The organism is Nitrincola schmidtii (genome assembly GCF_008973715.1).
Classification (GTDB): domain Bacteria; phylum Pseudomonadota; class Gammaproteobacteria; order Pseudomonadales; family Balneatricaceae; genus Nitrincola; species Nitrincola schmidtii.
Genome location: NZ_WBOL01000007.1, coordinates 1 through 24292 on the forward strand (window position 1 = coordinate 1; position 24292 = coordinate 24292).

The 24292-nt window shown below is 43.8% G+C and carries 21 protein-coding genes; 11 read left to right on the forward strand and 10 right to left on the reverse strand.

Features of this window, described 5'->3' with window-relative positions:
• The first annotated feature begins 268 nt into the window (after nucleotides 1–268).
• The 5 genes from F7R24_RS07575 to F7R24_RS07595 all read left to right on the forward strand — a co-directional run bounded on the left by F7R24_RS07575 (nucleotide 269) and on the right by F7R24_RS07595 (nucleotide 5137).
• Nucleotides 269–700, forward strand: coding sequence for a universal stress protein (locus F7R24_RS07575; RefSeq protein WP_151670652.1), 432 nt, complete (start codon nucleotides 269–271; stop codon nucleotides 698–700).
• A gap of 79 nt (nucleotides 701–779) precedes the next feature.
• Nucleotides 780–2297 (forward strand): alanine/glycine:cation symporter family protein, encoded by a 1518-nt coding sequence (locus F7R24_RS07580; protein WP_151670653.1) that lies wholly within the window; start codon nucleotides 780–782, stop codon nucleotides 2295–2297.
• A 124-nt stretch (nucleotides 2298–2421) separates the two neighbouring features.
• Nucleotides 2422–2709 (forward strand): peptidoglycan-binding domain-containing protein, encoded by a 288-nt coding sequence (locus tag F7R24_RS07585; protein WP_151670654.1) that lies wholly within the window; start codon nucleotides 2422–2424, stop codon nucleotides 2707–2709.
• Nucleotides 2706–3323, forward strand: a complete 618-nt coding sequence (locus tag F7R24_RS07590; RefSeq protein ID WP_151670655.1) for a LysE family transporter — start codon at nucleotides 2706–2708, stop codon at nucleotides 3321–3323. Before F7R24_RS07585 ends, F7R24_RS07590 begins: the two co-directional genes overlap by 4 nt.
• 224 nt (nucleotides 3324–3547) lie before the next feature.
• Complete coding sequence (locus F7R24_RS07595; RefSeq protein WP_151670656.1) at nucleotides 3548–5137, forward strand: ABC-F family ATPase; 1590 nt, start codon at nucleotides 3548–3550, stop codon at nucleotides 5135–5137.
• A gap of 14 nt (nucleotides 5138–5151) precedes the next feature.
• Here F7R24_RS07595 and F7R24_RS07600 read toward each other — a convergent pair whose 3' ends face one another.
• A complete protein-coding gene (locus tag F7R24_RS07600; protein ID WP_151670657.1) occupies nucleotides 5152–5982 on the reverse strand; it encodes an SDR family oxidoreductase in 831 nt (276 codons plus the stop codon).
• Nucleotides 5983–6080: 98 nt separating this feature from the next.
• On the opposite strand from F7R24_RS07600, the gene F7R24_RS07605 reads away from it, so the two are divergent.
• The 3 genes from F7R24_RS07605 to F7R24_RS07615 are packed head-to-tail and all read left to right on the forward strand — an operon-like array spanning nucleotide 6081 to nucleotide 9238.
• Complete coding sequence (locus F7R24_RS07605; protein ID WP_338087098.1) at nucleotides 6081–6683, forward strand: LysE family translocator; 603 nt, start codon at nucleotides 6081–6083, stop codon at nucleotides 6681–6683.
• A gap of 52 nt (nucleotides 6684–6735) precedes the next feature.
• Entirely contained in the window at nucleotides 6736–7590 is an 855-nt protein-coding gene (locus tag F7R24_RS07610) for a nitrilase-related carbon-nitrogen hydrolase (RefSeq protein WP_151670659.1), read from the forward strand.
• Nucleotides 7583–9238, forward strand: a complete 1656-nt coding sequence (locus F7R24_RS07615; protein ID WP_151670660.1) for a flavin monoamine oxidase family protein — start codon at nucleotides 7583–7585, stop codon at nucleotides 9236–9238. Before F7R24_RS07610 ends, F7R24_RS07615 begins: the two co-directional genes overlap by 8 nt.
• A 152-nt stretch (nucleotides 9239–9390) precedes the next feature.
• Here the strand turns inward: F7R24_RS07615 and F7R24_RS07620 are convergent, their stop codons facing one another.
• The gene (locus F7R24_RS07620; protein ID WP_151670661.1) at nucleotides 9391–10842 is read right to left on the reverse strand and encodes a GntP family permease; all 1452 of its coding nucleotides are present in this window, start codon (nucleotides 10840–10842) and stop codon (nucleotides 9391–9393) included.
• Nucleotides 10843–10844: 2 nt separating this feature from the next.
• On the reverse strand, nucleotides 10845–11900 hold the full coding sequence (locus F7R24_RS07625; protein WP_151670662.1) for a patatin-like phospholipase family protein: 1056 nt from the start codon (nucleotides 11898–11900) through the stop codon (nucleotides 10845–10847).
• A 147-nt stretch (nucleotides 11901–12047) separates the two neighbouring features.
• Here F7R24_RS07625 and F7R24_RS07630 point away from each other — a divergent pair, with 147 nt between their 5' ends.
• The gene (locus F7R24_RS07630) at nucleotides 12048–13349 is read left to right on the forward strand and encodes a DEAD/DEAH box helicase (protein ID WP_151670663.1); all 1302 of its coding nucleotides are present in this window, start codon (nucleotides 12048–12050) and stop codon (nucleotides 13347–13349) included.
• 11 nt (nucleotides 13350–13360) lie between these two features.
• On the opposite strand, the gene F7R24_RS07635 is transcribed toward F7R24_RS07630, so the two are convergent.
• The 3 genes from F7R24_RS07635 to F7R24_RS07645 form a co-directional block, all read right to left on the reverse strand.
• Nucleotides 13361–14104, reverse strand: coding sequence for a M48 family metallopeptidase (locus F7R24_RS07635; RefSeq protein WP_151670664.1), 744 nt, complete (start codon nucleotides 14102–14104; stop codon nucleotides 13361–13363).
• A complete protein-coding gene (locus F7R24_RS07640; protein WP_151670665.1) occupies nucleotides 14091–14288 on the reverse strand; it encodes a hypothetical protein in 198 nt (65 codons plus the stop codon). The genes F7R24_RS07635 and F7R24_RS07640 overlap by 14 nt, the downstream gene beginning before the upstream one ends.
• Before the next feature lie 210 nt (nucleotides 14289–14498).
• Nucleotides 14499–15230, reverse strand: coding sequence for a murein L,D-transpeptidase catalytic domain family protein (locus F7R24_RS07645; RefSeq protein ID WP_151670666.1), 732 nt, complete (start codon nucleotides 15228–15230; stop codon nucleotides 14499–14501).
• Between the two features lie 157 nt (nucleotides 15231–15387).
• On the opposite strand from F7R24_RS07645, the gene F7R24_RS07650 reads away from it, so the two are divergent.
• Both F7R24_RS07650 and F7R24_RS07655 read left to right on the forward strand, forming a co-directional pair.
• Nucleotides 15388–16929, forward strand: coding sequence for a L,D-transpeptidase family protein (locus tag F7R24_RS07650; protein ID WP_151670667.1), 1542 nt, complete (start codon nucleotides 15388–15390; stop codon nucleotides 16927–16929).
• 80 nt (nucleotides 16930–17009) lie between these two features.
• A complete protein-coding gene (locus F7R24_RS07655) occupies nucleotides 17010–17633 on the forward strand; it encodes a response regulator (protein ID WP_151670668.1) in 624 nt (207 codons plus the stop codon).
• A 15-nt stretch (nucleotides 17634–17648) separates the two neighbouring features.
• Here F7R24_RS07655 and F7R24_RS07660 read toward each other — a convergent pair whose 3' ends face one another.
• From F7R24_RS07660 to F7R24_RS07675, 4 genes are all read right to left on the reverse strand, one after another.
• Nucleotides 17649–18545 (reverse strand): serine hydrolase, encoded by an 897-nt coding sequence (locus F7R24_RS07660; RefSeq protein WP_151670669.1) that lies wholly within the window; start codon nucleotides 18543–18545, stop codon nucleotides 17649–17651.
• A complete protein-coding gene (locus F7R24_RS07665; protein ID WP_151670670.1) occupies nucleotides 18545–18835 on the reverse strand; it encodes a hypothetical protein in 291 nt (96 codons plus the stop codon). Before F7R24_RS07665 ends, F7R24_RS07660 begins: the two co-directional genes overlap by 1 nt.
• Before the next feature lie 79 nt (nucleotides 18836–18914).
• Complete coding sequence (locus F7R24_RS07670; protein ID WP_151670671.1) at nucleotides 18915–22520, reverse strand: translocation/assembly module TamB domain-containing protein; 3606 nt, start codon at nucleotides 22518–22520, stop codon at nucleotides 18915–18917.
• Nucleotides 22517–24208: an autotransporter assembly complex protein TamA gene (locus F7R24_RS07675; RefSeq protein WP_151670672.1), complete on the reverse strand. Its 1692-nt coding sequence runs from the start codon at nucleotides 24206–24208 to the stop codon at nucleotides 22517–22519. Before F7R24_RS07675 ends, F7R24_RS07670 begins: the two co-directional genes overlap by 4 nt.
• Between the last annotated feature and the right edge of the window lie 84 nt (nucleotides 24209–24292).

A 24292-nucleotide genomic window follows, 5' to 3' on the forward strand; every position in this document is an offset into this window, starting at 1 on the left:
ACTATTCTCCAACAAATACCCATTCACTCATCAAAACTGAATCCGTCGAACACATTAAGTGAAATTAGGAAAAAACTAACGAGGAAGATATTCGGCAAATATACGCGGTTTTAGAGCAGCGTTTACAACTGTAAAACGTGTAAATATTTTTCCAGTCAAGAATGAATTGTTATTAAAAATAAAAAGGACTTTGAGTTGGTTTTTTGACTTTTAGTTATAGCTTGGCTGCACCCCCTCGTAATTTAAAAACATCATATGGGGAAAGATAATGGTCAAAACCTTTATAGTCGGCTTCGATGGCACTGATGCATGCCAACGAGCTTTAGACTTTGCAATTGCCTGTGCTGTGCATCAATCCGCTTCAATCCACCTAGTCCATGTACTCGAATGGTCTCCCTACAAATTCATGTCCAGTGATGAAATGCGTGAACGACACGAGCGAAAGAAGCAAGAAGTTGCTAGCGCTGAGAAGTTCATCGAACCTATTGTCGAAAAAATGCGCAAGGCTGGTGTCGAAATCACTAGTGAAGTTCAGTACGGCAATCCAACTGAAATTATTTGTGGAATCGCAAAGGGCAAGCCTGATTCGCAGATTTTTGTTGGCCGTAAGGGTGCTTCTAAGCTAACCAAACTATTAGTCGGAAGCGTTGGCATGTCCTTAATTCAGAGCTCTCCGGTGCCTGTCACTATTGTTCCCTGAAAAAAACACATGCCCTTTTGATTTGACTGTTTTTATACAGTTCCTGGTGTAAGCAGTTCTCTCTACTGGAGATTTTCGGATGCATAATTTCATATTACGTTTGAGTACGATTGCAATACTTCTTGGCTTTTCTTCACAAAGCGTTGCGCAAAGCGGCGGTCTTGATGAAGCAATCAGTCGTGTTTTTGAGCCCATAGCCAATCCTATCGTCAATGTTATTTTTTATTCAGTACCCATTGGTGGCGTTCAATTCCCACTCATCGTTGGCTGGCTGGTTATTTGTGGGCTTGTCGCCACTCTATTTTTTAAATTTATACAGTTTCGCGGCTTCAAACATGCGATTGATCTCGTTCGTGGCCGCTATTCAAAGCCTGGCGATGCAGGTGAGGTTTCTCATTTCCAAGCACTGACAACAGCCCTCTCGGGTACGGTTGGCTTAGGTAATATTGCAGGGGTTGCGGTGGCTGTCTCTATCGGTGGTGCTGGGGCAACCTTCTGGATGATTCTTGCAGGCTTGTTGGGTATGGCCTCTAAATTTACCGAGTGTATTTTGGGTCAGAAATACCGCAACGAATTACCTGGCGGCAAAGTATCAGGTGGTCCCATGTATTACTTAGAGCGCGGCCTAAGAGAAGAGCGCAATATGGGCGGCTTGGGCAAATTTTTTGCTGTTGTTTTTGCGATTTGCTGTATTGGTGGAGCGCTGGGTGGTGGCAATATGTTTCAGGCAAACCAAGCCTACTCTCAAATTGTAAACGTCACGGGTGGTGATGAAAGCTTCTGGGTAGGCAAAGGTTGGCTGTTTGGTTTACTCATGGCGATAGTGGTTGGCAGTGTCATTATTGGTGGCATTAAATCCATTGGTCGTGTGACAGAGAAGCTAATACCGACGATGGCAGGTCTATATTTTCTGGCAGGGCTGGTTATTATCGGTGTCAATATTGATATGGTGGGTTGGGCTTTCGGTGAAATTTTCCGAGGTGCTTTTACTGGTGAAGGTGTTGTGGGTGGTGTGCTCGGCGCCATGATTCAAGGGTTTAGGCGCGCAGCGTTTTCTAATGAGGCCGGCATTGGGTCGGCTGCCATTGCTCACTCTGCAGCACGCACCAGCGAGCCTGTTTCTGAGGGCTTTGTTGCCTTGCTTGAGCCTTTTATTGATACCGTTGTGATTTGTACGATGACCGCTCTTGTCATCATCATTTCGGGTGCGCTGTTAACGGATTTGACTGGGGTTGAATTAACTTCTGCTGCATACGCTACGGTTCTTCCATGGTTTCCTGTGGTGTTGGCTGTTGCTGTCGTGTTATTTGCGCTATCAACCATGTTCGCATGGTCTTACTACGGGTTGAAAAGCTGGACGTATCTTGTTGGTGAGGGTAAGGCTAAGGAAAATGCCTATAACTTTGTCTTCTGCCTATTCATCATTATTGGTGCCAGCATGAGCTTGGGCCCTGTGATTGACTTCTCAGACTCCATGCTGTTCGCTATGGCAATTCCCAATATCATTGGTATTTATTTGCTGCTTCCGGTTGTTAAGCGCGAAGTGAACAAATATTGGGCTAAGATTGAAAGTGGTGAGATAGAAAAAGTGAAATAAACTGAATGGGCGTAAGGACGCGCCCTTCCACTATATTGACCCTAGTGAAATAATTGTAATGCGTAATTACCTGTTTCTTTTTCTTGTAGTTATTTTCCTATCGTTATTAACGGGCTGTGACAACATGCGTCCAGCACCTATTGAATCTGCATTGTCGCACTTAAGTACTGCAGAGCTGATTGATCGCACAGATACGTCTCTTGAACGACTTGAATACAGTGATGGAAAGGTAGGCGTTAATCTTGGGCGAGTTGGAATGCGGATGGAATTGCGAACATTACAGTCTTGTTTAGAGCAGCTAGGCTATTTCAAAGGCCCGCGTTTGGGTATTCTAGATGAGGTAACTATTGACGCCATAGAGCGCTACTTAGAAAACCGCCATACTCTTCTTTTGGAGACTTCGTCATTATGAGTTTAAGCCTTTGGCTTGCCTTTATTGCTGCTGCTGTTGTCATTGCCATTACCCCAGGACCCGGTTCAGTTCTTGTATTGGCTACGGGGCTACGTTATCGCTACAGCTATGTGTTTCGAACTCTATTGGGGCTGGAATTAGCTTTACTGGCTCACCTTGGGATTGTTGCACTTGGCTTAGGCGCACTGCTGGCGACGTCAAGCACTGCTTTTTTAATCATGAAAATTGTTGGTGCAGCCTACCTGATCTGGTTAGGTATCCAAAAATGGAGAGCAACCGTTAAACCCATTGATACAGACCACGTTCACGTTTCCAGAGGGAGTAAACTGTTTAGACAGGGGTTGTTTGTCAATTTGACCAATCCAAAAGCGGTTATCTTTATCGCTGCATTGGTGCCTCAGTTTATTAATGTGAATGAACCGCAGTTGCCTCAATATCTAATTATTGGAGCAACAATGGTGGGCGTTGATTTAGTGATGATGACAGCCTATGCGCTGCTGGCCGGACAGTTCCGGCACTGGTTTCAAAATCCTAGAATGTTGAGCATACAAAATCGTATATTTGGCGGCATGTTTGTAACTGCAGGTGTGTTTCTGGCGACTTCATCTCGTTAGACACATCATCACTTAACAAAGCAATTACACCACTGTGCAGACAGTCTTTACAAAACGGTGCACTCTAACCTTTAGCTTTACGGGTTTATACAAGATTTACATGGACAGCTCAGGTTAGTTTTGGTTTTTGAAAGATAATCATCATAGTCAGTTGTGCATTCCACCTGTATAATCGCCGCTTTTCGTTATGCGATACGACTCGCCCTACTCTTAAAGGTTCTACTTTGATCTCTACCGCTAATCTCACCATGCAATTTGGTGCGGCTCCTCTGTTTGAAAATGTTTCTGTAAAGTTTGGCAATGGCAATCGTTATGGCTTGATTGGTGCTAATGGCTGCGGCAAATCTACCCTAATGAAAATTTTGGGTGGTGATCTAGAGCCTAGTAGCGGCCAAGTGATGCTCGATGCGCATACGCGTTTGGGTAAACTGCGTCAGGATCAGTTTGCTTATGAAGACTGCACAGTCATTGATACCGTCATTATGGGACATGAGGCGCTGTGGAAAGTTAAAGCAGAACGAGATCGCATCTACGGGCTTGCCGAGATGTCTGAAGACGACGGCATGGCGGTTGCTGAGTTGGAGGTCGAATTTGCTGAAATGGATGGCTACACCGCTGAATCTCGTGCGGGTGAGTTACTGTTAGGTTTAGATATCCCAATAGAGCAGCATTTTGGTTTAATGAGCGCCCTCGCCCCTGGATGGAAATTACGTGTCTTATTGGCACAAGCGCTGTTCTCAGATCCTGATGTATTACTGCTTGATGAGCCGACTAACCATTTGGATATCAACACGATTCGTTGGTTAGAAAGTATTTTGGTTGCGCGCAACAGTACCATGGTGATCATTTCCCACGACCGTCACTTTTTGAATCAAGTCTGTACGCATATGGCAGATTTGGATTACGGTGAAGTGCGTTTGTTTCCGGGTAATTACGATCAGTATATGACCGCAGCAACTCAAGCGCGTGAACGTTTACTCAGTGATAACGCCAAGAAGAAAACGCAAATAGCAGAATTACAGAGCTTTGTTAGCCGTTTCTCGGCGAATGCATCCAAGGCAAAACAAGCCACTTCGCGTGCGCGACAAATTGATAAGATTCAGCTTGATGAAGTAAAACCTTCAAGCCGCGTCAGTCCTTTTATTCGCTTCGAACAACAGAAAAAGCTGCACAGACAAGCCGTCACCCTATTAGAATTAACTAAAGGTTTCGATGCTAAGCCACTGTTTAATAAATTAAGTATTAAGATTGAGGCGGGTGAGCGTGTTGCGATTATCGGTCCTAACGGTATCGGTAAAACGACCCTGCTTAATTGCATGGCGGGTAAATTAAAAGCCGATTCGGGTGAAGTGAAATGGACAGACAGTGCCGAGGTTGGTTATTTCGCTCAGGATCATGCGGATGACTTTAGTAACCCGGCTACGTTGTTTGAGTGGATGTCACAGTGGACTCAGTCTGGTGAACAAGCTATTCGTGGTGCCTTAGGTCGAATGCTCTTTTCCGGCGATGATATACACAAATCCGTTAAAGTGATTTCGGGTGGTGAGCAAGGTCGCATGCTATTTGGCAAACTGACTCTCTTAAAGCCTAACGTGATGCTGATGGATGAGCCGACCAACCACTTGGATATGGAGTCGATTGAAGCCCTCAACTTAGCACTGGAAAACTACCCAGGGACATTAATTTTTGTCAGTCATGACAGGGAGTTTGTATCATCGCTGGCGACCCGTATTCTTGAAATAACACCGCATGGAATCACAGATTTTAGTGGTAGTTACGATGATTACCTTCGCAGCCAGGGAATTCTTAATTAAGCGTTAAGCCAATTTCAGTTAGAAGAACGACTTAAAATCACATCCAACCACCTAGTGGGTAGTATGCGTTTAAGAAAACCAAAAAGGTAAGTCGGTGTTGTAACGTAATAGCGCGCTTTGGGTCTTGGGCTTTCCAACGCGTGCTTAAGTGATTTAAAGACTGATTCAGGGGGTAAGGTGAACGCCCCTGACTTGGGATCTCCATCCGATAAGCGCTGCATCACTTGCGTATACACGGCTTTGTGTGGGCTGTTTTCGATGACGATATTGCGCTTAAATGCAGCTAAGGCATTTTGACGAAAATCACTTTCAACGGGACCGGGTTCTATCAAGCATATATCAATACCACTGCCCTTCAGTTCCAACCGATAGGTGTCTGTTATGCCTTCGATGGCAAATTTTGACGCATTGTAAGCACCGCGATATTTTAAGGCGACGAATCCTAATACCGATGAGTTCATGATAATGCGTCCATGCCCTTGCTGGCGCATGATCGGTAAAATGCGGTTGGTCAGCTCTACCCAGCCAAAAAAGTTACTTTCAAATTGCTGTCGCAATACATCACGAGTTAAATCTTCGGCAGCTCCGGGTTGACCGTAAGCACCATTATTGAACAACGCATCCAAGCGTCCACCGGTTTGTTCAAAAACTTCGTTAACAGCCTGTTGAATGGACTCGGATGAGTCGAGATCCAACTGCAGAGCATTGAAACCATCAGCCTTCAGCGCTTTGACGTCATCGTAATGACGCGCTGTCGCAAAAACTTGATAACCGAGTTCCTTTAAGCGAATTGCACAGTGTTTGCCAATGCCGCTTGAACATCCTGTAATCAGAATCGTTTGCACGGTCTGCCTCCCATTTTTATGATCAAAAGGATATTATGCCTAAGCTTTTATATCTCAGATATGACAAATGATTTTTTCTGTAGGTAATTATGTCGTTAATGTTGTGGTTTTCGTTGTTACTCATTTGTGTATTGGGCGCTATGTCGCCAGGTCCTAGCTTAGCCGTTGTGTTACGTCAAACCGTCAGTAATGGCCGTGCTCATGGTATTTTAGCGGGTGCTGCACACGCATCAGGTGTGGGTCTTTGGGCCATCGCCACTGTTTGGGGTTTAGGTTTGTTAGTAAGCCAAAACCCTGTGGCATATCAGCTTTTAAGCTGGCTAGGTGCAGCCTACTTGGTGTGGATGGGTTTTAACGCGTTGCGTTTTGCAGCAGCACCACATTTGCAAGCTGAGGCCGGTGCAAAAGAAAGTTATTGGAGTGCGATACGCTCAGGTGCACTCATTTCATTATTGAATCCGAAACTTGCAGTCTTTTTTGCAGCTTTATTTTCTCAATTTGTCACAGCAGACCAAACATTTCAGACTCAAATTATTATGGTGCTTACCGTCGCTATCGTCGATGGTCTTTGGTATGCACTGGTTGCGTTACTCTTCTCTCAAGCTCATTTACTCACCTGGTTACGTCGCCACATGAAGCGCATAGAGCAATTAACCGGTGTCGTGTTGATCGGTTTGGCAATACGAGTGGTTCTGCCCTAACGTCTTAAAAATAGACTATGCTTCAGATGTCTTTTGAATTTGGAGCATCTCTATGCGTTTAGCAGTGGCTCAAATTGCGCCTAAAGCGTTACTTAATAATGATTTGGTACGCTTATCTGATCTTTGTATCAAGGCAAAACAGCAAGGCGCAGAATTATTACTCACGCCTGAAATGGCACTTAACGACTATGAATTAAAAAAACAAGATCTGGGTCGTAACGCCTTATTTATTAATACCAGCGAAACACTTCATAAGGTTCAGCAACTGGCTATGCAACATCAGATTGCACTGGTGGTGGGTTTTGCAGAACAAGATGATCAAGGTCGATTTTACAATTCAGTAATTTTCATTTCAGCCAATGGGGAATTGTTACAGCACTATCGAAAAGTGCATTTGTACGGTGATCTCGATCGTAGTCGTTTTGAGCAAGGAAATCAGCTGCTTAAGCCTGTTTTCTATGGTGGATTATACATCAGTTTAGCAATTTGTTATGACATCGAGTTTCCTGAATTGGCGCGCTTTCATCGGCAACAGGGTTGTGATCTATTGTTGGTGCCTACGGCAAACATGCATCCCTTTCATCAAGTGGCTACCCATATGATTCCCGTCAGGGCAATGGAAAATGCCATGGCAATTGCTTATAGCAACTTTGTTGGAATGGGTGATCAGCTTGATTATTGTGGTTATTCATCGATCTGCGCTGCTAATGGCAAGCGCCTTGCCCTTGCTGATGATAGGCAAGAGGTCTTATTGATTGCTGATATTAACGCATCTGACATACAGCAAATACGTGAAGAGCTGACCTATTTGAATGATCGTCGCTTGGATCTGTATCCTTCCTTTGAACATAAAACAAACACAAATAATGATAAAAAAAGTAGCCTTTATGGAGCCGATTATGTCTGAAGCCCCTTTTTCAATGTTTGGTCCAGATTTTCCTTTTGCTTATGATACCTGGTTGCAGCACCCGAAAGGGTTAGGTTCTATTCCTGAGCAAGCACAGGGAACCAAAGTGGCGATCATTGGTGCTGGGATTGCAGGATTAGTCTGTGGCTACGAACTGATGAAGCTGGGATTACAACCAATATTTTATGAAGCTGGACGCTTAGGTGGTCGTTTGCGCTCTGCTCATTTTGATGGCAACGATCAGGTTGTAGCAGAACTTGGAGGGATGCGGTTTCCTCGTTCATCGAGAGCCTTTTATCATTATGTAGACGCGATGGGCTTGAACACATCACCCTTCCCTAACCCTTTAACCCCTGCGGCTGGTTCTACCGTTATTGAATTAGAAGGTGAGCGGTTTTATGCCCAAACGCTAGATGATCTTCCTAATATTTTTCAAGAAGTTGCCAAGGCTTATGACAGTGCTTTAGAGGAAGGTGCACGATTTAGTGAGCTTCAAGATGCGATACTGCGTCGAGATGCGAAAGCGATTAAAGCTATTTGGAATCCTATTGTGAAACAATGGGATGAACGAACCTTTTATGATTTTATTAGCACTTCTTCAGCATTTAAAGCACTGAGCTTTCGTCATCGTGAAGTGTTTGGTCAAGTCGGCTTTGGAACCGGAGGATGGGACTCAGATTTTTCCAATACGATGTTGGAAATTTTACGTGTTAACGTCACCGGTTGTGATACCGATCAACATCTGATTGTCGGGGGTGCAGAGCAGTTACCTCGCCGTTTATGGCAGCATCAACCTGACAAGCTTGATTATTGGCCATCCGGTACCTCCCTTCAGTCATTGAACCAAGGTGCACCTCGACCCGGAGCGGCAAAGATCTATCGAAATCCACAAACCGGTGACTTAGCCGTTACCGACACACGTGGTTATACAGAAGAGTTCGCTGCCGTTGTTTGTACGTGTCAAAGCTGGCTGTTAACCACGGCCATCGATACTGAAGAAAATTTGTTCAGCCACCCTTTATGGATGGCGTTAGATCGGACTCGATATATGCAATCGGCTAAAACCTTTGTGATGGTTGATCGTCCTTTCTGGAAAGATAAAAATCCAATTACAGGTCATGAGCTTATGTCGATGACCTTAACTGATAGATTAACTCGAGGAACCTACCTTTTCGATCACGGCGAAGGTCAGCCCGGGGTGATTTGCTTGAGCTATTCATGGATGAGTGATGCACTGAAAGTGCTGCCGCTGGATGCCGAACAGCGCACAAAGTTAGCCTTAAGCGCCCTTGCTAAAATCTACCCTGACGTTGATATTTCAGAGCATATTCGTAGCAACCCTATCACGATTAGCTGGGAAGATGATCCGAACTTTCTAGGAGCGTTTAAAGGCGCTTTACCGGGGCATTATCGTTACAACCATCGAATGTATGGCCATTTTATGCAGCAAGACTTACCAGAGCACCAGCGCGGATTGTTTTTAGCGGGTGATGATGTCAGCTGGACGCCTGCATGGGCGGAAGGTGCAGTACAAACCGCATTGAATGCTGTCTGGGGTGTGATGCATCAAATGGGAGGTTCCTCAGCGACTGATAACCAAGGTCCTGGTGATTATTATCCTGAATGGGGACCTGTTGCATTGGATTGACAAAAAACGAGGCCAAAGTACAGGATACGTATTGTGTATTATTAATACATACTCTTTAGCCTCGCTTGTTTTACAATGCTTACCTTCTATCTGTGCTAGCTTTTACAAAGACTTTATCTAAGTCTTTATCTAAATTCTGTTATGAGTACCTTTTAAAAAGAACCAAACAAACTTCCCAGTGTGACGAGTAAGACTAATGACAGTATTGGGAAAAGCACGGCAACCATAAAGATATCTTTGTAGGCTTCTCGGTGTGTTAAACCACAGATAGCCAATAGCGTCACCACTGCTCCGTTATGAGGTAGACTGTCTAACCCTCCGGTCGCTACTGTGGTTACTCGATGCAACAAGTCAGGTGATATACCCAGCTGATTTGCAAGGAGCAGATAATCAGCCCCCAGAGTTTGCAGCGCGATACTCATACCACCAGACGCAGATCCCGTGACCCCTGCCAGTACGTTAACTGATAACGCCAGCGATACCAGTGGATTACCACCACCAATACTGTCTACTGCCGATTTAATCAGATCAAACGCCGGTAACGCGGCTATGACTGCACCAAAACCAACCAAGCTTGCCGTGTTAAAAATCGGTAGAACGGATGCATTGGCGCCATCATCGAGTGATTGACGCAAAGTCATCAAGCGCTGCCAATTGGTGGCAATTAGCAACAAAATTGCCAGCGTGAGTGATGCAATGATCGACCAGACACCGACAACAGAGTCGATGGAGGTATTACCATACAACGACGAAGCTAAGTACTCAGTATCAAAGCGAGGAAATAAATGTGCGCTAAACACATAATTCAGCACGATCACTAACACCACCGGCGCAATGGATAACGCAAAAGGTGGTAGTTGATCACTGATTTTTTCGGGTTCGATTAATGTGACATCAAAACCTTCACCGCACGCCTGCTCTCGTTGTTTTTTATCAAACTGAACGGGTTGATCTTGATGGTTGCCATAACCCTCACCTCCCGCTTTTGCTAGCGATGCTTGTCTAGATAACCACCACTGCCCCATGGCAAACATGACCGCGGCGGTGATGATACCTAAAATAGGTGCTGCAAAAGGCGTTGTGCCAAAGTGTGGCATCGGAATCGCGTTCTGAATGGCAGGAGTACCCGGAAGCGCCGTCATCGTGAAGGTGAAGGCACCTAAGGCTATCGTTGCTGGTATCAAGCGCTTGGGGATGTCTGCCTGCCTAAACAGAGCCGCAGCTATCGGGTAGACCGCGAAGGCCACCACGAAAAGTGACACTCCACCATAAGTTAACACTGCACAGGCTAACACGACTGCTAAAATAGCTCGCTCAGAACCGAGCTTGCCAACAATGGTTTGGCTAATTGATTCGGCTGCGCGACTGTCATCCATCAATTTGCCAAAAATAGCACCTAACAAAAACAATGGAAAAAATTGCGTGATGAAGTTACCCGCAGATCCCATGAATACCTGGGTATAACTTGCTAGTAGTGGTGTGCCTGCGGCAAACAAGGCAGCAATCAGCGCCATAATCGGCCCTAATAACAGCACGCTGACACCGCGGTAGGCAAAAAATATCAGCAGTCCAAGAGCTAAAGAGACACCTAATAAACCTATCATGACTAGCACTCCTTTTTATGCTGAATGGGTTTAACCGATCCCTCTAGTAACCATTCAGGATCAAAAGTGGTACGTTCGCCAATGGCCGCTTTATTTTCAGTTAACCACTGATCTGTTCTAGTGCGCCCTAAATCTCTCAAATAACACAGATACTCCCACTCGGCATTGAGCTTGCTTGAGGCTTCAAGTGGCCAAAGATCATCTTCTCCATGAATACAATGAAGGCGCATATCGCGATATTCTTCATGCGCTAAGCCTTCCGACTGAATTAAATCTTTTAGTAGATTAATACTACGTAATTCTTTGATTAAACTTGCATTAAACGTGATTTCATTAAGACGATTAATAATATCACGAGCACTGGTCGGTACTTCATTACGATAAAATGGGTTGATCTGCACTAGAATTAAATCCCGCGCCGCACACTCATCCACCAGCGGATAAAGAGCCGGATTACCAGCGTAACCACCATCCCAATAGGCTTCTCCGTCAATTTCAACTGCCTGAAACATAAAAGGCAACGCAGCAGATGCTAACATCGCATCGACTGAAATTTCAGGTTGAGTAAAGACTTTAGGTCGTCCAGATCTAACATTGGTAGCAGTCACGAACAGCTTCATCGCCTTACAGCGATTGACGCGGTCAAAGTCAACCTGCCCTTCAATAACATCCCGCAAAGGATTGAGATTCATTGGGTTTAATTCATAGGGTGAAAGCACACGAGACAGGTGATCAAAGAAAATATAGCTAGGGGAATGATCAAGGCTCCAAGTGCCATTGATGCGTGACCAAATATCGCGTTGGAAAGGGCTATTTTTAGCGCCATCACTGACTGACTTCCAGAATTTCTCTAGTGAAGCTTGAGCACCCCTACGACCACCCTCTTCAAAACCGTCAGCTAACACAACGGCATTCATTGCACCTGCACTGGTGCCACTGACACCTTCAATTTGAAGGTCTTCCTCGTCCAGCAGCCTGTCCAGCACACCCCACGTTAAGGCTCCGTGAGAACCGCCACCCTGTAACGCTAATTCAATCGATTTTTGCTTAGTAGCCATCGTTAACCTCGGTATATCCATAAATTGGTTTTGATGCTGCATTGCAACAAAGGTTCATCCTACTCCTAAAAGAGTTAAGACTAAAGAAATACAGCGGAAGTTGCGGTATGCTTCACTTCTTATTTTAAAACTAGATATCTAACACGAATGACTCTATTTTCATCACTTGGTTTATGCCCTGAATTGCAATTTACGCTTGATCAGTTAGGTTATGCTGAGGCTACACCGATTCAAGCACAGACAATTCCTTTGATTCTTAGGGGTGATGACCTCGTTGCTCAAGCGCAAACAGGAACGGGAAAAACGGCTTCCTTTGCCTTGCCAATGATTGAGAAGCTCAAGCATCGAGAAACTAAAGATGGCTATCATGAAATTCGTGGTTTAGTGCTAACACCGACGCGAGAATTAGCCATTCAAGTCGGTGATAAAATGCTGGATTATGGTACACAACTTGGAATGCGAGTGATCTCTATTTACGGTGGTGTACGTTTTGATAATCAGTTGCGAAAAATGAAACGTGGTGCAGATATATTGGTTGCAACACCTGGCCGTTTACTGGATATGCTGCTTCAGAAAAAGCTTTCGTTAAGTCAACTTGAGATTCTAGTATTAGATGAAGCGGATAGAATGCTGGATCTAGGTTTTGCGGATGAATTGCGTCAGTTGCTGCAGTACATTCCTACTAAGCGCCAAACTTTACTTTTTTCAGCAACCTACGATCCCAATATCCAGTTATTAGTGGATAAGATGCTGGTCTCACCGAGTAGAGTCAGTACAACGCCAAATAAACCATCGGCATCTGGCGTTACTCAACGTGCCTTTGCAGTCGACAATGCTGATAAAGCCGATATCTTAAGTTACTTGATTCGTGAGTGTCATTGGTCGCAAACATTGGTGTTTACGCGCACCAAAAAGCGTGCTGATCAAGTGAATGAATATCTCAACAGTGAAGGTATTAGTTCGGTTGCACTTCATGGCGATAAAGCACAGCGAGAACGTAATGACGCCCTACTTCGATTTAGTCAAAAAGAGGTGCGTGTGTTAGTGGCAACCGATGTTGCTGCAAGAGGTCTCGATATAGAGAGTTTACCGCAAGTGATCAACTATGATTTGCCCAACCAACCTGAAGCCTATGTGCATCGTATCGGACGTACCGGTCGTGCAGGCAAGAAAGGCTTGGCTATTTCGTTTGTTTCAACTGAAGAAAAGCGTTTTCTTCAAGACATCACGCAACTGATTCGTCAGGAAATCCTCATCGAAGCAGTCCCTATTATTGAAGATGGAAGACTGCCAACAGATCGTAAAAAGATCTCGACTCAGAAAGCATCACCATCGAAAAAACGCTCGTTCAGCAATAATCAGAAACAAGGTTCTGCAGAGGTGAAAAAGCCAAAAGCAGAGTCTCCCGCTGCTAAAGATAAAGCAGGAAGACGATCGCTGTTTGGTTAGAACGGGTAACGCTACTTGGGAAGTAGATAGCGGTTAAGTAGGGTATCTGACTCGCGCCAGTTAGGCATAAACTCAGTCATTAATGCGTGGAATCGTGCGTTGTGACTGGGTTCATGTAAGTGAACTAGCTCATGCAAAATAATGTAATCAAGGCAGATTGGGGGCAATTGAACGAGTTCTGCATTAATCCAGACTCTTGCTGCCCTAATACTGCAAGTACCCCAGCGAGTTTTCATCGCTTTGATTCGACACTCTTTAGCTTTTGTTTGGCTGATTTTTTCAAAAACAGGTAAGCGCTCATGGATGCGTTGTTGCAGTTGAGATCTTAACCATAGATTTAAGGCATGTTGAATCGCCTCGTCATCTTTCTTATCCATCTGCACATGAAGTTGGTTATCTTCACAGATGGAGATATGAGTATATTGGGCTTCTGAAAAGATGACCTTGTATTCCTGCCCCCAAAGAAGCACTTGATTCAAGTTTTGAGCCGAAACCGGGTTTAATTGAACTTTATGCTGTAGCTGCTTACGCTTACGCTCTATCCAGTGCTGCTTTTGTTCTAGAAACTGAGCAATTTCAGCATCTTTCATTCGTTTAGGTGCAGAAACACAGACCTGTCCATTACTCGGATCAATACGAAGATACAGATGCTTAATCGCTTTACGTTCGATTTTAAGGTTATCCACTAAAAAAGCACCGGCGTTAGGCGGGTGCTTTTCAGAGATGAGATCGAAAAGGTTGTTAAACCTGAACATCAATAATTTGACCTACAGCACTGGTTGGGTCTGCTTTGACTCCGGCTGGAGCATCGGGAATTAAGTTGACGATCATCTCACCTTGAGTTTCCATTTGATCTACAACCATTTTATTCACTTTTGATGCGTATTCCATTTGAAAATTCAAAGCACTGATTGCTGAACCTGTGGCAGCAATATTCATACAACCTCCTCGGAACTATTTTCTAAGAAAATCTGTTCCTACAAAATTCGAAACAAGCGTGATTGGCAGAGTTAAAAAATAAAAAAACCGTCAATCCAACTTTCCGATAGCTTAACAGATTTTTCACTGCTCATTAAGGCTATCGGCTATAAGATTGACGGCTTAAGGTTATTTCGCTTACCTGTATCGCGTTGGCTAAAACAACTTAGCCTAACTTCCCTGCTTAGTACTTACGTTAGTAAACGGAGCAACATATTGAGCAACACGTTGTGGTTGGCAGTTCAAAAATGCAGAACTTTGTAACCAGTCTTGATCAGGATAATAAGTGAACAAGAATTGACCACCTTTAAGGTTATCAACGACAGTATCGACTATTTCTGGTCTAACGGCAGGACAGCCTTGGCTGCGGCCGATACGACCGTAGCGATCAATCCATTCTGGATCAACGTAATCCGCTGCATGTATCACAATGGCTCGCTCACGAGCTTTGTCATTGATGCCAGGCTCTAAGCCGTCCATGCGAAGTGAGTAACCGTGACGACCAAAATAACTTTCTTGAGTTCTAAATAAACCAATACTGGATTGGTGACTGCCAACAATATTTGAGAAATCAGTGGCATACTTGTCACCAGTATTGTTGCCATGAGCAACGAGTTCTTCAAGAATCAGTTGATGTTTTGTTAAATCAAAGATCCAAAGACGCTTGTCAGTGGAGGGTAGTGAAAAATCGATAACAGCTAAGCGATCAGCACTGGGTAAACCATTATTAGTGGCGCACTGCATTGATAAAAGGGCTTTATTCAAAACGGCTTGATTGAGTTCAGGTGCTTCAGCAGAGAGTTTTTCAGTAAGATAATGTGGAAGAAGTTGAGCGGATGAGGTGGTAGTCAAAAACAGTGACGCAATAAACAAACCAGTCAACGGCGTGAATTTTGGCGACATATAGGCTTCTCCAGATAAAATACTTTTCCTGATGCTGGTATTAATCGTATTAGCAATGCAGGATGTGTCTATACTAAAAGCATCGATTTATACAAAATAGCGTATAACCAATTGCTTCAAACATAAAAAATAATTAGGCAAGTGTAGCAGGCTTCGTATGATAGGAAAACATCTGTATAAAAAAACATCACAACTAATGGTGATTTATGTCATTGGTTTGTTTTTTACGCTACAGGCAGCGGCATCGACTATCTCTACTGATCGCCATGCATTATTGGTTGAGTTTTTATTTTTAACAGATAAGCATCCACAGTGGCAAAACCTAGAACGATTAAAAGATTTAGAGTTAGCCATTCAGGATCTTGTTCATGACGGTTTAAACCCCTCCTCTTATCAGCTTAAAAGGATTCAACAACTGATCTCGAATCTGGATGATGGCATCTTGGATTTCTCTGCTGCGGAAGATGCCGTGATCAGTGGTGCATATCTTGAGGCGATAGCCGATCTTATGTTGGGTCGTACACGAAATAGCAACGTCGAACGCTATTTAAATTTTCAGCAACAACAACCAGATGCTGTTGCAAAAATTGTCCATCTAGCCATTAACCATATAGATGAACCGAGTATCGCATTTGAAAATGCACGCCCTAACATTGATCAATATCAAAACCTGCGTCAAGCGCATCAAATAGTTCTAGATGAGGTTTTGGCATCACCAGCCTTACCTATAATCTCGCCTGATAGACCGTCGTTGAGACTCGGAATGACCGACCCTAGAGTCACCCTTTTAAGGCAGCATTTACAACTTCCATTACCTGACGTTAATGCAAATATGTATGATCAAGTACTGAGCGATGCGGTAAGGCAATTTCAAGCAGCGCAAGGATTAGAGGCAGATGGTATCGCGGGACCGCAAACGATTGCTCGCTTAAATCGCACACCTGAACAAAATTTAGCTGCTATTCAAGTCAATTTAGAGCGCTGGAGAAGAGTAAACCCAGCATTAACTGACAATCGCGTTATAACTAATATCGCTGGCGCAAAACTGGAATATTATCAAGATGGCGAATTAGTGTTTACTTCTCGAACGCAAGTGGGTCGTCGTGATCGACCAACACCTCTGATGATTAGTGAGATTAGTCACTTTACACTCAACCCAACTTGGACGATTCCACCGACAATTTATCGACAAGACAAATTGCCCGCAATTCAGAAGGATCCAACTTACATTCAAAGCAATCGTCTAACCGTTTTGGATACTCAGGGTAATCGCTTAGATCCTGATTCAATCGATTGGGATAACCCTGGTGCTATTTTATTAAGGCAATCAGCAGGTCCTCATAATGCGCTGGGTCAAGTGGTGATACGCTTTCCGAATCAACAAGCCATCTATCTTCATGACACCCCTAATCAGCGTCTATTTGAGCGGAATGAGCGTTATTTCAGTTCTGGATGTATTCGGGTCGAAGATGCCAAAACGCTTGTAAATAGTCTTCTAGAAGCCACTCATAGTTCGCATGCGACTCAGTTTGATGCATTATTAAGCAGTGGACAGACTCGCAATATCAATATAGGCCAACCCGTGACCATTATTCTTGGATACTGGACGGTAGAAGCGCTTTCTCAAGGTGATCTTCAACTATTTACAGATGTGTATGACTTGGATAAAGCACTACTCAACGCATTAAATGCATATTAATTCTAAGCTTAATCTACTTCTCTGATTTTCTTGTTAGACGTAATTCGGTATGATTCTCCTTTTTGACAAGAGAAATATTTGTGAAAGAAGAAGTGTGCACTAGCCGTAAAGCGGCTGAGTTACTCGGTGTAACACCCCGCACGATCCAGCTATGGGCTGACGCGGGTATACTGGATAGCTGGAAAACGCCAGGTGGACATCGCCGTTTTTATTTGTCAGCTGTTCAACAGCTTGCTAGAGAAATTCTCGATGGCTGTTCTCCTGTATTGTCTGATTCAAAAGCTGAACAACAAGCAACACTACTTTCCAGCAAAAAAACTCAAGTTGAACCCGCAAAGATACTGGTAGTGGATGATGACAAAACCCTACTGCGTCTTTACGAGTTAACCATCAATAGCTGGGGCCTACCCATTCAATTAACACTTGCCAATGACGGTTATCAGGGTTTGATAGAAGTTGGTCGCTGCAATCCAGATCTTCTCATTCTGGATCTACAAATGCCAAATATAGATGGTTTCGCTGTTGTAGAGGCGTTAGAAAGGCAGCAACTGCTTGATCAAATGTCTTTAATGATTATCTCGGGTTTGGATGAGGAATCTTTGGCAGAGCATAAACCCCTGCCTGAAGATTGCACAGTTATTCAAAAACCCATTCCTTTCTTGAGAATCCGTGAGCAAGTAGAGAAAATATTGTTAAGCCGTTGAGCTTTCAGTTTAGTTTTATCTTAGCGCTAAACGGTTTCTCGCGTACTCGATTGCTGCCGGTGGCAATTCACCGGGATCTTGATTTCTTAACCAGCGATTAGTGCGTCCAGCATCTCCAATCGGCGTTCGTAAACCTTCAGAGTCCAGAAACACCATCGTGACTGGTTTTCCGTTGATTTCAGCTATCATCACTAAGCATCGACCTGCTTCAGCAAGAAATCCTGTTTTGCTTAATAGTACGCGCCAATTTTCATTCCGTGTTAAAGGGTTTGTGTTGGTGTATGCAAGTGAATATGCAGGAGATCGGAAGTGCATATCTGCTTGCCCCTGCACCGATAGTTGGCGAATAATTGGATATTGATAAGTTGCCGCGGCCAGTAAAAGCAAATCATTTGCAGTCGAGACATTCGACGGGGATAGGCCCGTTGGATCAGTAAAGCGGGTATTGGTCATACCGAGTAATGCAGCGGTTGCATTCATTGCACTCACAAATGCCGCTGATCCACCGGGATAATTCTCAGCTAAGGTATAGCTTGCCAAATTCTCAGACGACATTAACGACATACGTAGCAGGTCTAAACGAGAAATTCGCGTGCCCGGACGTAATCTCGATGGTGAATTTTTACCAAAGGTATTACCTATCCGATTAACCTGTAAGGATTCTTCAAGAGGTAATCCAGATTGAAGTATCACTAAAGCAGTCATCAGTTTTGTGATGGATGCAATAGGAACAACTTCATCGGCTCGTTTGCTATAGAGTGCTTCTGTAGAGCCAAGTGGAGCAACGGCTACATAGATAGACGCCAAGGGCAAATCATTTGCTTTAGCTGGTAAAGAATAGGCAGAAAAGCAAATCAATAAGCATCCCACTAAAAATAATCGTGGAATAAAATTAAATATGTTTTTTGACATTAACGCGACCAGGCCTTAGCTTCTTTTAATAATCCACTAATATCTAGACCTAATGACTCTGCCAATTGTTCCGTGCTGTTATAGCCTGGTGAAGTGGGAATTTTAAAAGTCGATTCTTTGGGCGTATTAGTTGTCGAACTTGTTTTAGCGCTAGGAGAAGAACAGCTTTCCGTTTGTTTGGCCAGTTGTTGAGACTGTTTGCGTTTAATGATGCCTTCAATCCTTTTCTCGACCTCGCAAAGTTGGTCGTAGCTATACTGTCCCAGATAATCTGAAACGGGATCTGTCATCTTATTTATTATCCTCAAATACAATCAAAATGCAGGCTGAATAATACTTCAGCTTTAAGAAGTTTTAAACCTTTTCCTGCTATCGTTCACGGGTATAGAAGAAATCAGCACCACTGCCTACGCTACTACTTTGTGTTTCTACTTTCCACATCGATGATAGGCGATAGGAAAGCGTGAGTACCTCAACTGACTCCAATAAACTAACACCATAACGTATGTATAATCTAGGCGTCAGATATTTGCCAATAAAAAAGGCTGAAGAGCCAGCATCGTCAGTATCAAAACCGAACTCATCAAGACTTAACTCTTCACGAAGTTGTCCGGTTATCGTATTACCACCCTGCATCGTGAGCGCCATGGCTGCTTGCAGCATCATTGATTGTTCTGATGCAGATGACTCTCCAGGCCCCCGTCCTAACACGAGGTATGACATGATACTACTGTCAGGCATTGCCGGCACCGAAAACAATGAGAACTCAGGGTTTAACAAGGTTCCTACAATCCTTGCGCCGGCTTCTACTGTGTCAACGGTTCTTGAAACCCGTAAATCCAGACCTGGGTTATCGATAGGTCCACCGCTAAATATTAAGCTACCACGCTGAATTGTCATGTTTTGACCAAACAAACGATAGTCACCGCTTTCTACTTGGATAGAACCTGATGCTCGAGTTGCTGTCATGCCATCATCTTGAATACGAAGTCGCCCTAATAATCGACCATTAAAGCCAAAAGCGTTAACAACAACAGAGTCACCCAGAATCAATTGTAGATCCGTGATCAAAGGGAGGTTTCTTTCGGAAAAGCTTTCAGCTTCATCATCAACAAACACAACATCTTCAGAGGCTCTAATGGCATTTTGGGCTTGCTGTCTCGGCGGAGTGATATAGGCGTAAGGAACGGTAATACTACCTCCTACACGAATGGCATCATCGACTCTGATAGACATATCGGGTGATATAAGTAAGTTAATCTCAGTGGCCATGGCCTCAAAATCTTCACCCTTAATGGTGAGCAAACCTTCCATTGAAGCTAAATTAAATTCACCATTCAGGCGAATCTCGCCATTTCCAGATCCGATTAATCCTTGTAACGTCATTTTTTCGCCTTCTTCACCTTCGGAGCGAATAGATAGTTGCAAAGGAGAAAGTCGGATACCCTGAGCAGGCAGTTCAGCAGCGCCATTTTGTAGATCAAAGAATCCGCGAATGATCGGTGCGGTTAAACTACCCGCTAAGGAAAAACGCCCCTCAAGTTGACCTTCGATTGCTTGTACTGCAGGCGCAAAAACACTAATCATAGCAAGATCATTTAAAGACAGATTAATATCGCCTGTTAATAGCTGCTGCCTAGATAATTGCTGAACATTAATATTCGCTAACACCTGTCCATCCATTTCGGAAAAGAGTGCTGATAACTCTGCTCTAAGGTTATCGCCACTGAGGTTAGCATCGAGACGAATAGGATCTAGATCAAAGTCAGGTTGGTCGTCGGGCGTCATTAATCGCCCAGGCGTTGTTGAGACTACAAATTGAGCTTCTGGATGTTGTGTCCCTTGTTGAGAGAATTGACCTGATACATTCAGGTTGGACTCAACTTCTACACCCTGTAAAAACGGATCAAGCAATCTGAGGGATAGATCCGATAAACTAAAATCGGCACTTAAGCGATTGGAATTATTACGATTAGCGCTTAAGCACAACTGGGCCTCGCCTTGTGACTGAACGAGACAGGTTTGCTCCAATCTAAAGCTAGGTGCTTGAAAACTGAAATTTGACGTATTTGATTGCGTCCAACGCCCTATTTCGCTTCTATCTAGTTCTAAATCTGATAGACGCCCAGCATAGGATGATTGAGCTTGATCAAAGCGACCATTAATCTCGGCATAAAGATTAATTAACTCTCCAACTGTCGTTAGTTTTAATCTGTGTGCGTCAGGCTTGCCATTCAGTGTTAGTTGAACGCTATCTAATAGGTCGCCGGCTACATTAACATTTGTTAAGGTTAAATCAATGTCAGAGTCTGAAGCACCACTGATATCAGCACGAATACGACCGGTAATCTCTGCAACCTTATTTTCTTGGAAAGCCAGACCCTCTCCTGAAATGTCTGCTCTAATTTCAGGTGTCATCATGGGGCCATTGACTTGACCAGAGGCTCTCAATTGACCGGCTAAATCCGGTAGTAACGTGGATAAATTTGGCGCATTTAGATTGAAATTAAGCGCAAGCTGTTCGTTTTGCATGGTGCCGTTGACATCAAGTTGAGTGACACCTAATCCCAAAAGAAGTGAGTCAATATCAATAGCATTAGTCGAGTAAGCAACTTGCCCTTGACCCCTTAACGTTTGCTCGCGAAAGACGCCGGATAGATCTATCAGATCAATGAATAGGTTGGGACCAGACTCTTCTAGCTGACCACGAGTGACCAGCTCAACTTGTACATTTCCTTCAAGCTCTGGATTGAATTGACCTGGATTTAAATTTCTAACCCAAACACGGGTATCCCATGAGATCTGTTCAGCCCAATTAGCACTACCCTGTATATCTATTTCACCGCCTAATAGTGCTGCTGAAAGAGTAAACTCGTTAAAAGACTCTAGATTACCAGAACCATTAAAGTTAACCGTAATCTCAGGGATATCATGACCTGATAAGGATGTTTGCAATCCCATCTGAAAATCAGATAGTTGCCCTTTTAAGGTAAGATTTGCTTCAGGAACCTGAACAATCGTCGGCTCCCCTTCATCAATCAAGGGGTAAATTATTTCTTTCGCAGTTAACGCAAAGTCCATTTCAGGGTCAAACCAGTTGTTCAGTTCACCTGTCAGCGAAATTTCAGCTAAGGTATCAGTCAATTTTATCAGGAAATTTTCAATCGTTAAGGTTTCTTGATAAGGCGCTACTTTTGAGAGAAGTTTTAGAGACACAGGCCCTGTTAACTCAGTGGACAATTGGTTTTCAAGAGCAACGCTCAACTCTTGTAGATCACCATTAATCGCTAAACTGCCAACGATGGGTGAATTGACGGGAAGATCAAGAGCTTGGTTTAGAATGTTTTCAATATCGGCTGTTTCAATAAACCAGTTTAGATTTGACGATAGATCATAATGACCACTGGGTTGAATCTGTGCTTGCCAATCGATCCGTGTGTTGCCTTGCTGTAACTGAAATGAATCAATACTTAATTGATCAGTGAAAGCGACAGATAGAGCAACTTTTTCTAAAGTAAACTGCTGTTCACCCAAAAACACCTCAATGTCGTTGATCTGAAAAGCATCCAGTTGCAATGTAATCGGCAAGGTGATGTCGGGTAGATCGGGTAATGAAAACGGCTCAGTAGAGGGTTCTGTTTCATTTTGTGATTCTGGAAGGTGTAGGCTAAGTCCGTCTAGCTGAATGTTATCAATACAGAGGTGCGAGCGAAGCAGACAAGACGGCTTCCACTCTAGTAAAGCACTATCTAATGTTATTAATGTATCATCTTGTTTATATTGAATATCTTTAAGTATTAGTACTCCAGAGAAAGAGCCTGATATAGAGCCTATGTGAATGTCTTCAGGTATGAAGCCTTTACTTACTTTTAAGGCTAGCGAAGGAACACCTGGTACATACACGATAGATAACAATAGATAGATCAGTATAAAAATAAGCAGTAATGGATATAGAAGAAGACGTTTCAAAATCACAAATCAGGTCCTAGAGTAAAATGTATTCTAAAGCCACTGTCTTCAATGGGTTTAGCTAAATCAAGACGAATCGGGCCAACGGGTGATTGCCAACGCACACCGACTCCAACACTGGTTTTCACCGGTTCACTAAAGTCATCAAAGGCATTACCCGCATCCATAAAAGCGGCCATACGCCAGTCAGGACGAAACATATAATCTGCTTCTACACTACCTACCATTAAGTATTGACCACCGATGACATTTCCTTTGGCACTGGTTGGGCCTAAATTTTGAAAGTCATAGCCACGAACGCTGTTATCACCGCCGGCATAAAAACGCATACTGGCAGGGACTTTCTCAAAACTCTCTGTGTAAGTAGCACCCAGCTCAAACCGACTTAATAACCGCCAGTTATCTCCCAAAGGATCTACACGCTTTCCGTTGAGGGTCAATTGTAGCAAGCTGATGTCAGAAACTAATGAGTCTGAGGTGGCTGCGACACTAAAACCTAAACTATGTCCTTTGCGTGTATTAAAAAGATCATCAGCGACTGTTTTGCTAAACTTGGCTCGTGGAATAAGCAGTAAAACATTTTGAGTATCGTCATCAAACGTAAATTGCTCCTGTTCAAGGTCCAGTGTTAGCACCCGCTCCCAGTCTCCAATTTGCTTTTGCCAGATACCGCCAACTGAATAAGTTTGTGATTCGATAGTATCTGAGTTTTCATCGCTGTAACGCCCGCGTATGCCATATTGATCTGAACGGGGATCCGTTCCCGGAATCATATAACTTCCACTAATATCATTACGTATCTGAGAAAGCCTCAAATTGGTATTTAAGCGATGTCCTCGGGAGTTGACATAACGCCGGTCCATACCGAGCTGAACTCTTGCGCCGGTGTCTGTACCAAAACCAATACCGGCACGGTAAAGAGTTCTAGGACGAGGAGTTAAAGAGATCTGTAAGGGAATCTCACCCTCTTCTAGCTCATTAAGCAAAGGCAATACTTCGACGTCGGCGAAGTAATTACTGTCGATTAAGGCGGATTGCAGATCAATTAACTGTGTTACATCAAGAAAATCACCCTCAGTAAAGCGGGGATAGCGCCGAAGTAGATCTTCAGAAATCGGCGATTCAGAAAAGCGTATTTCACTAATGCGAGTTCGTTGACCAGTGGCAAAGGTGACATTGATTTCAGCGGAGTTATCGTCACGATTAACAAAAATACTTGAGCGCTGAAAACGAGCACGATAGTAACCACGTTCAGCAGCAACTGATTGAAGTCGATTTTTCAATCGATTGTAGGCTTGATGATCCAGTGCTGAACCAGTTTTCAAAGGCGTTGTTTCAACAATTTCATTAAAAAAAGGATCGGTTTTACCTTCGCCTAACAGCTGTATATTCACCTGTGTCAGCATGACCTGAGGACCCGGTGTAATCGTGTAAATCGCTTGCCAATTACCGTCACTAAGCTGGTTTAGCTCAGTTTTAATTTCAGGATTGTAAAAGCCAAAAGGTTCCAGTGCCTCACGAATTTCATCCATGGCACGTCTGTGCAAAAACCGCAAACGACTTTCACTGGTGATGGACTGATCCTCTAATGAAGCGATACTGAGAAAGGCCCTAACGTTACCAGCAATTTCATCACTGACACCATTTACGCTTAACTGCAACTGATCCGCAGAGACCTGCCATGAACTCAGCATTAATGCTGAGCTGAATCCTGCACATTTAAGCCATTTTCGTAAATGAGGGTGGTAAGGTTTGGTCAGAATGGTTCGATCTCCCTG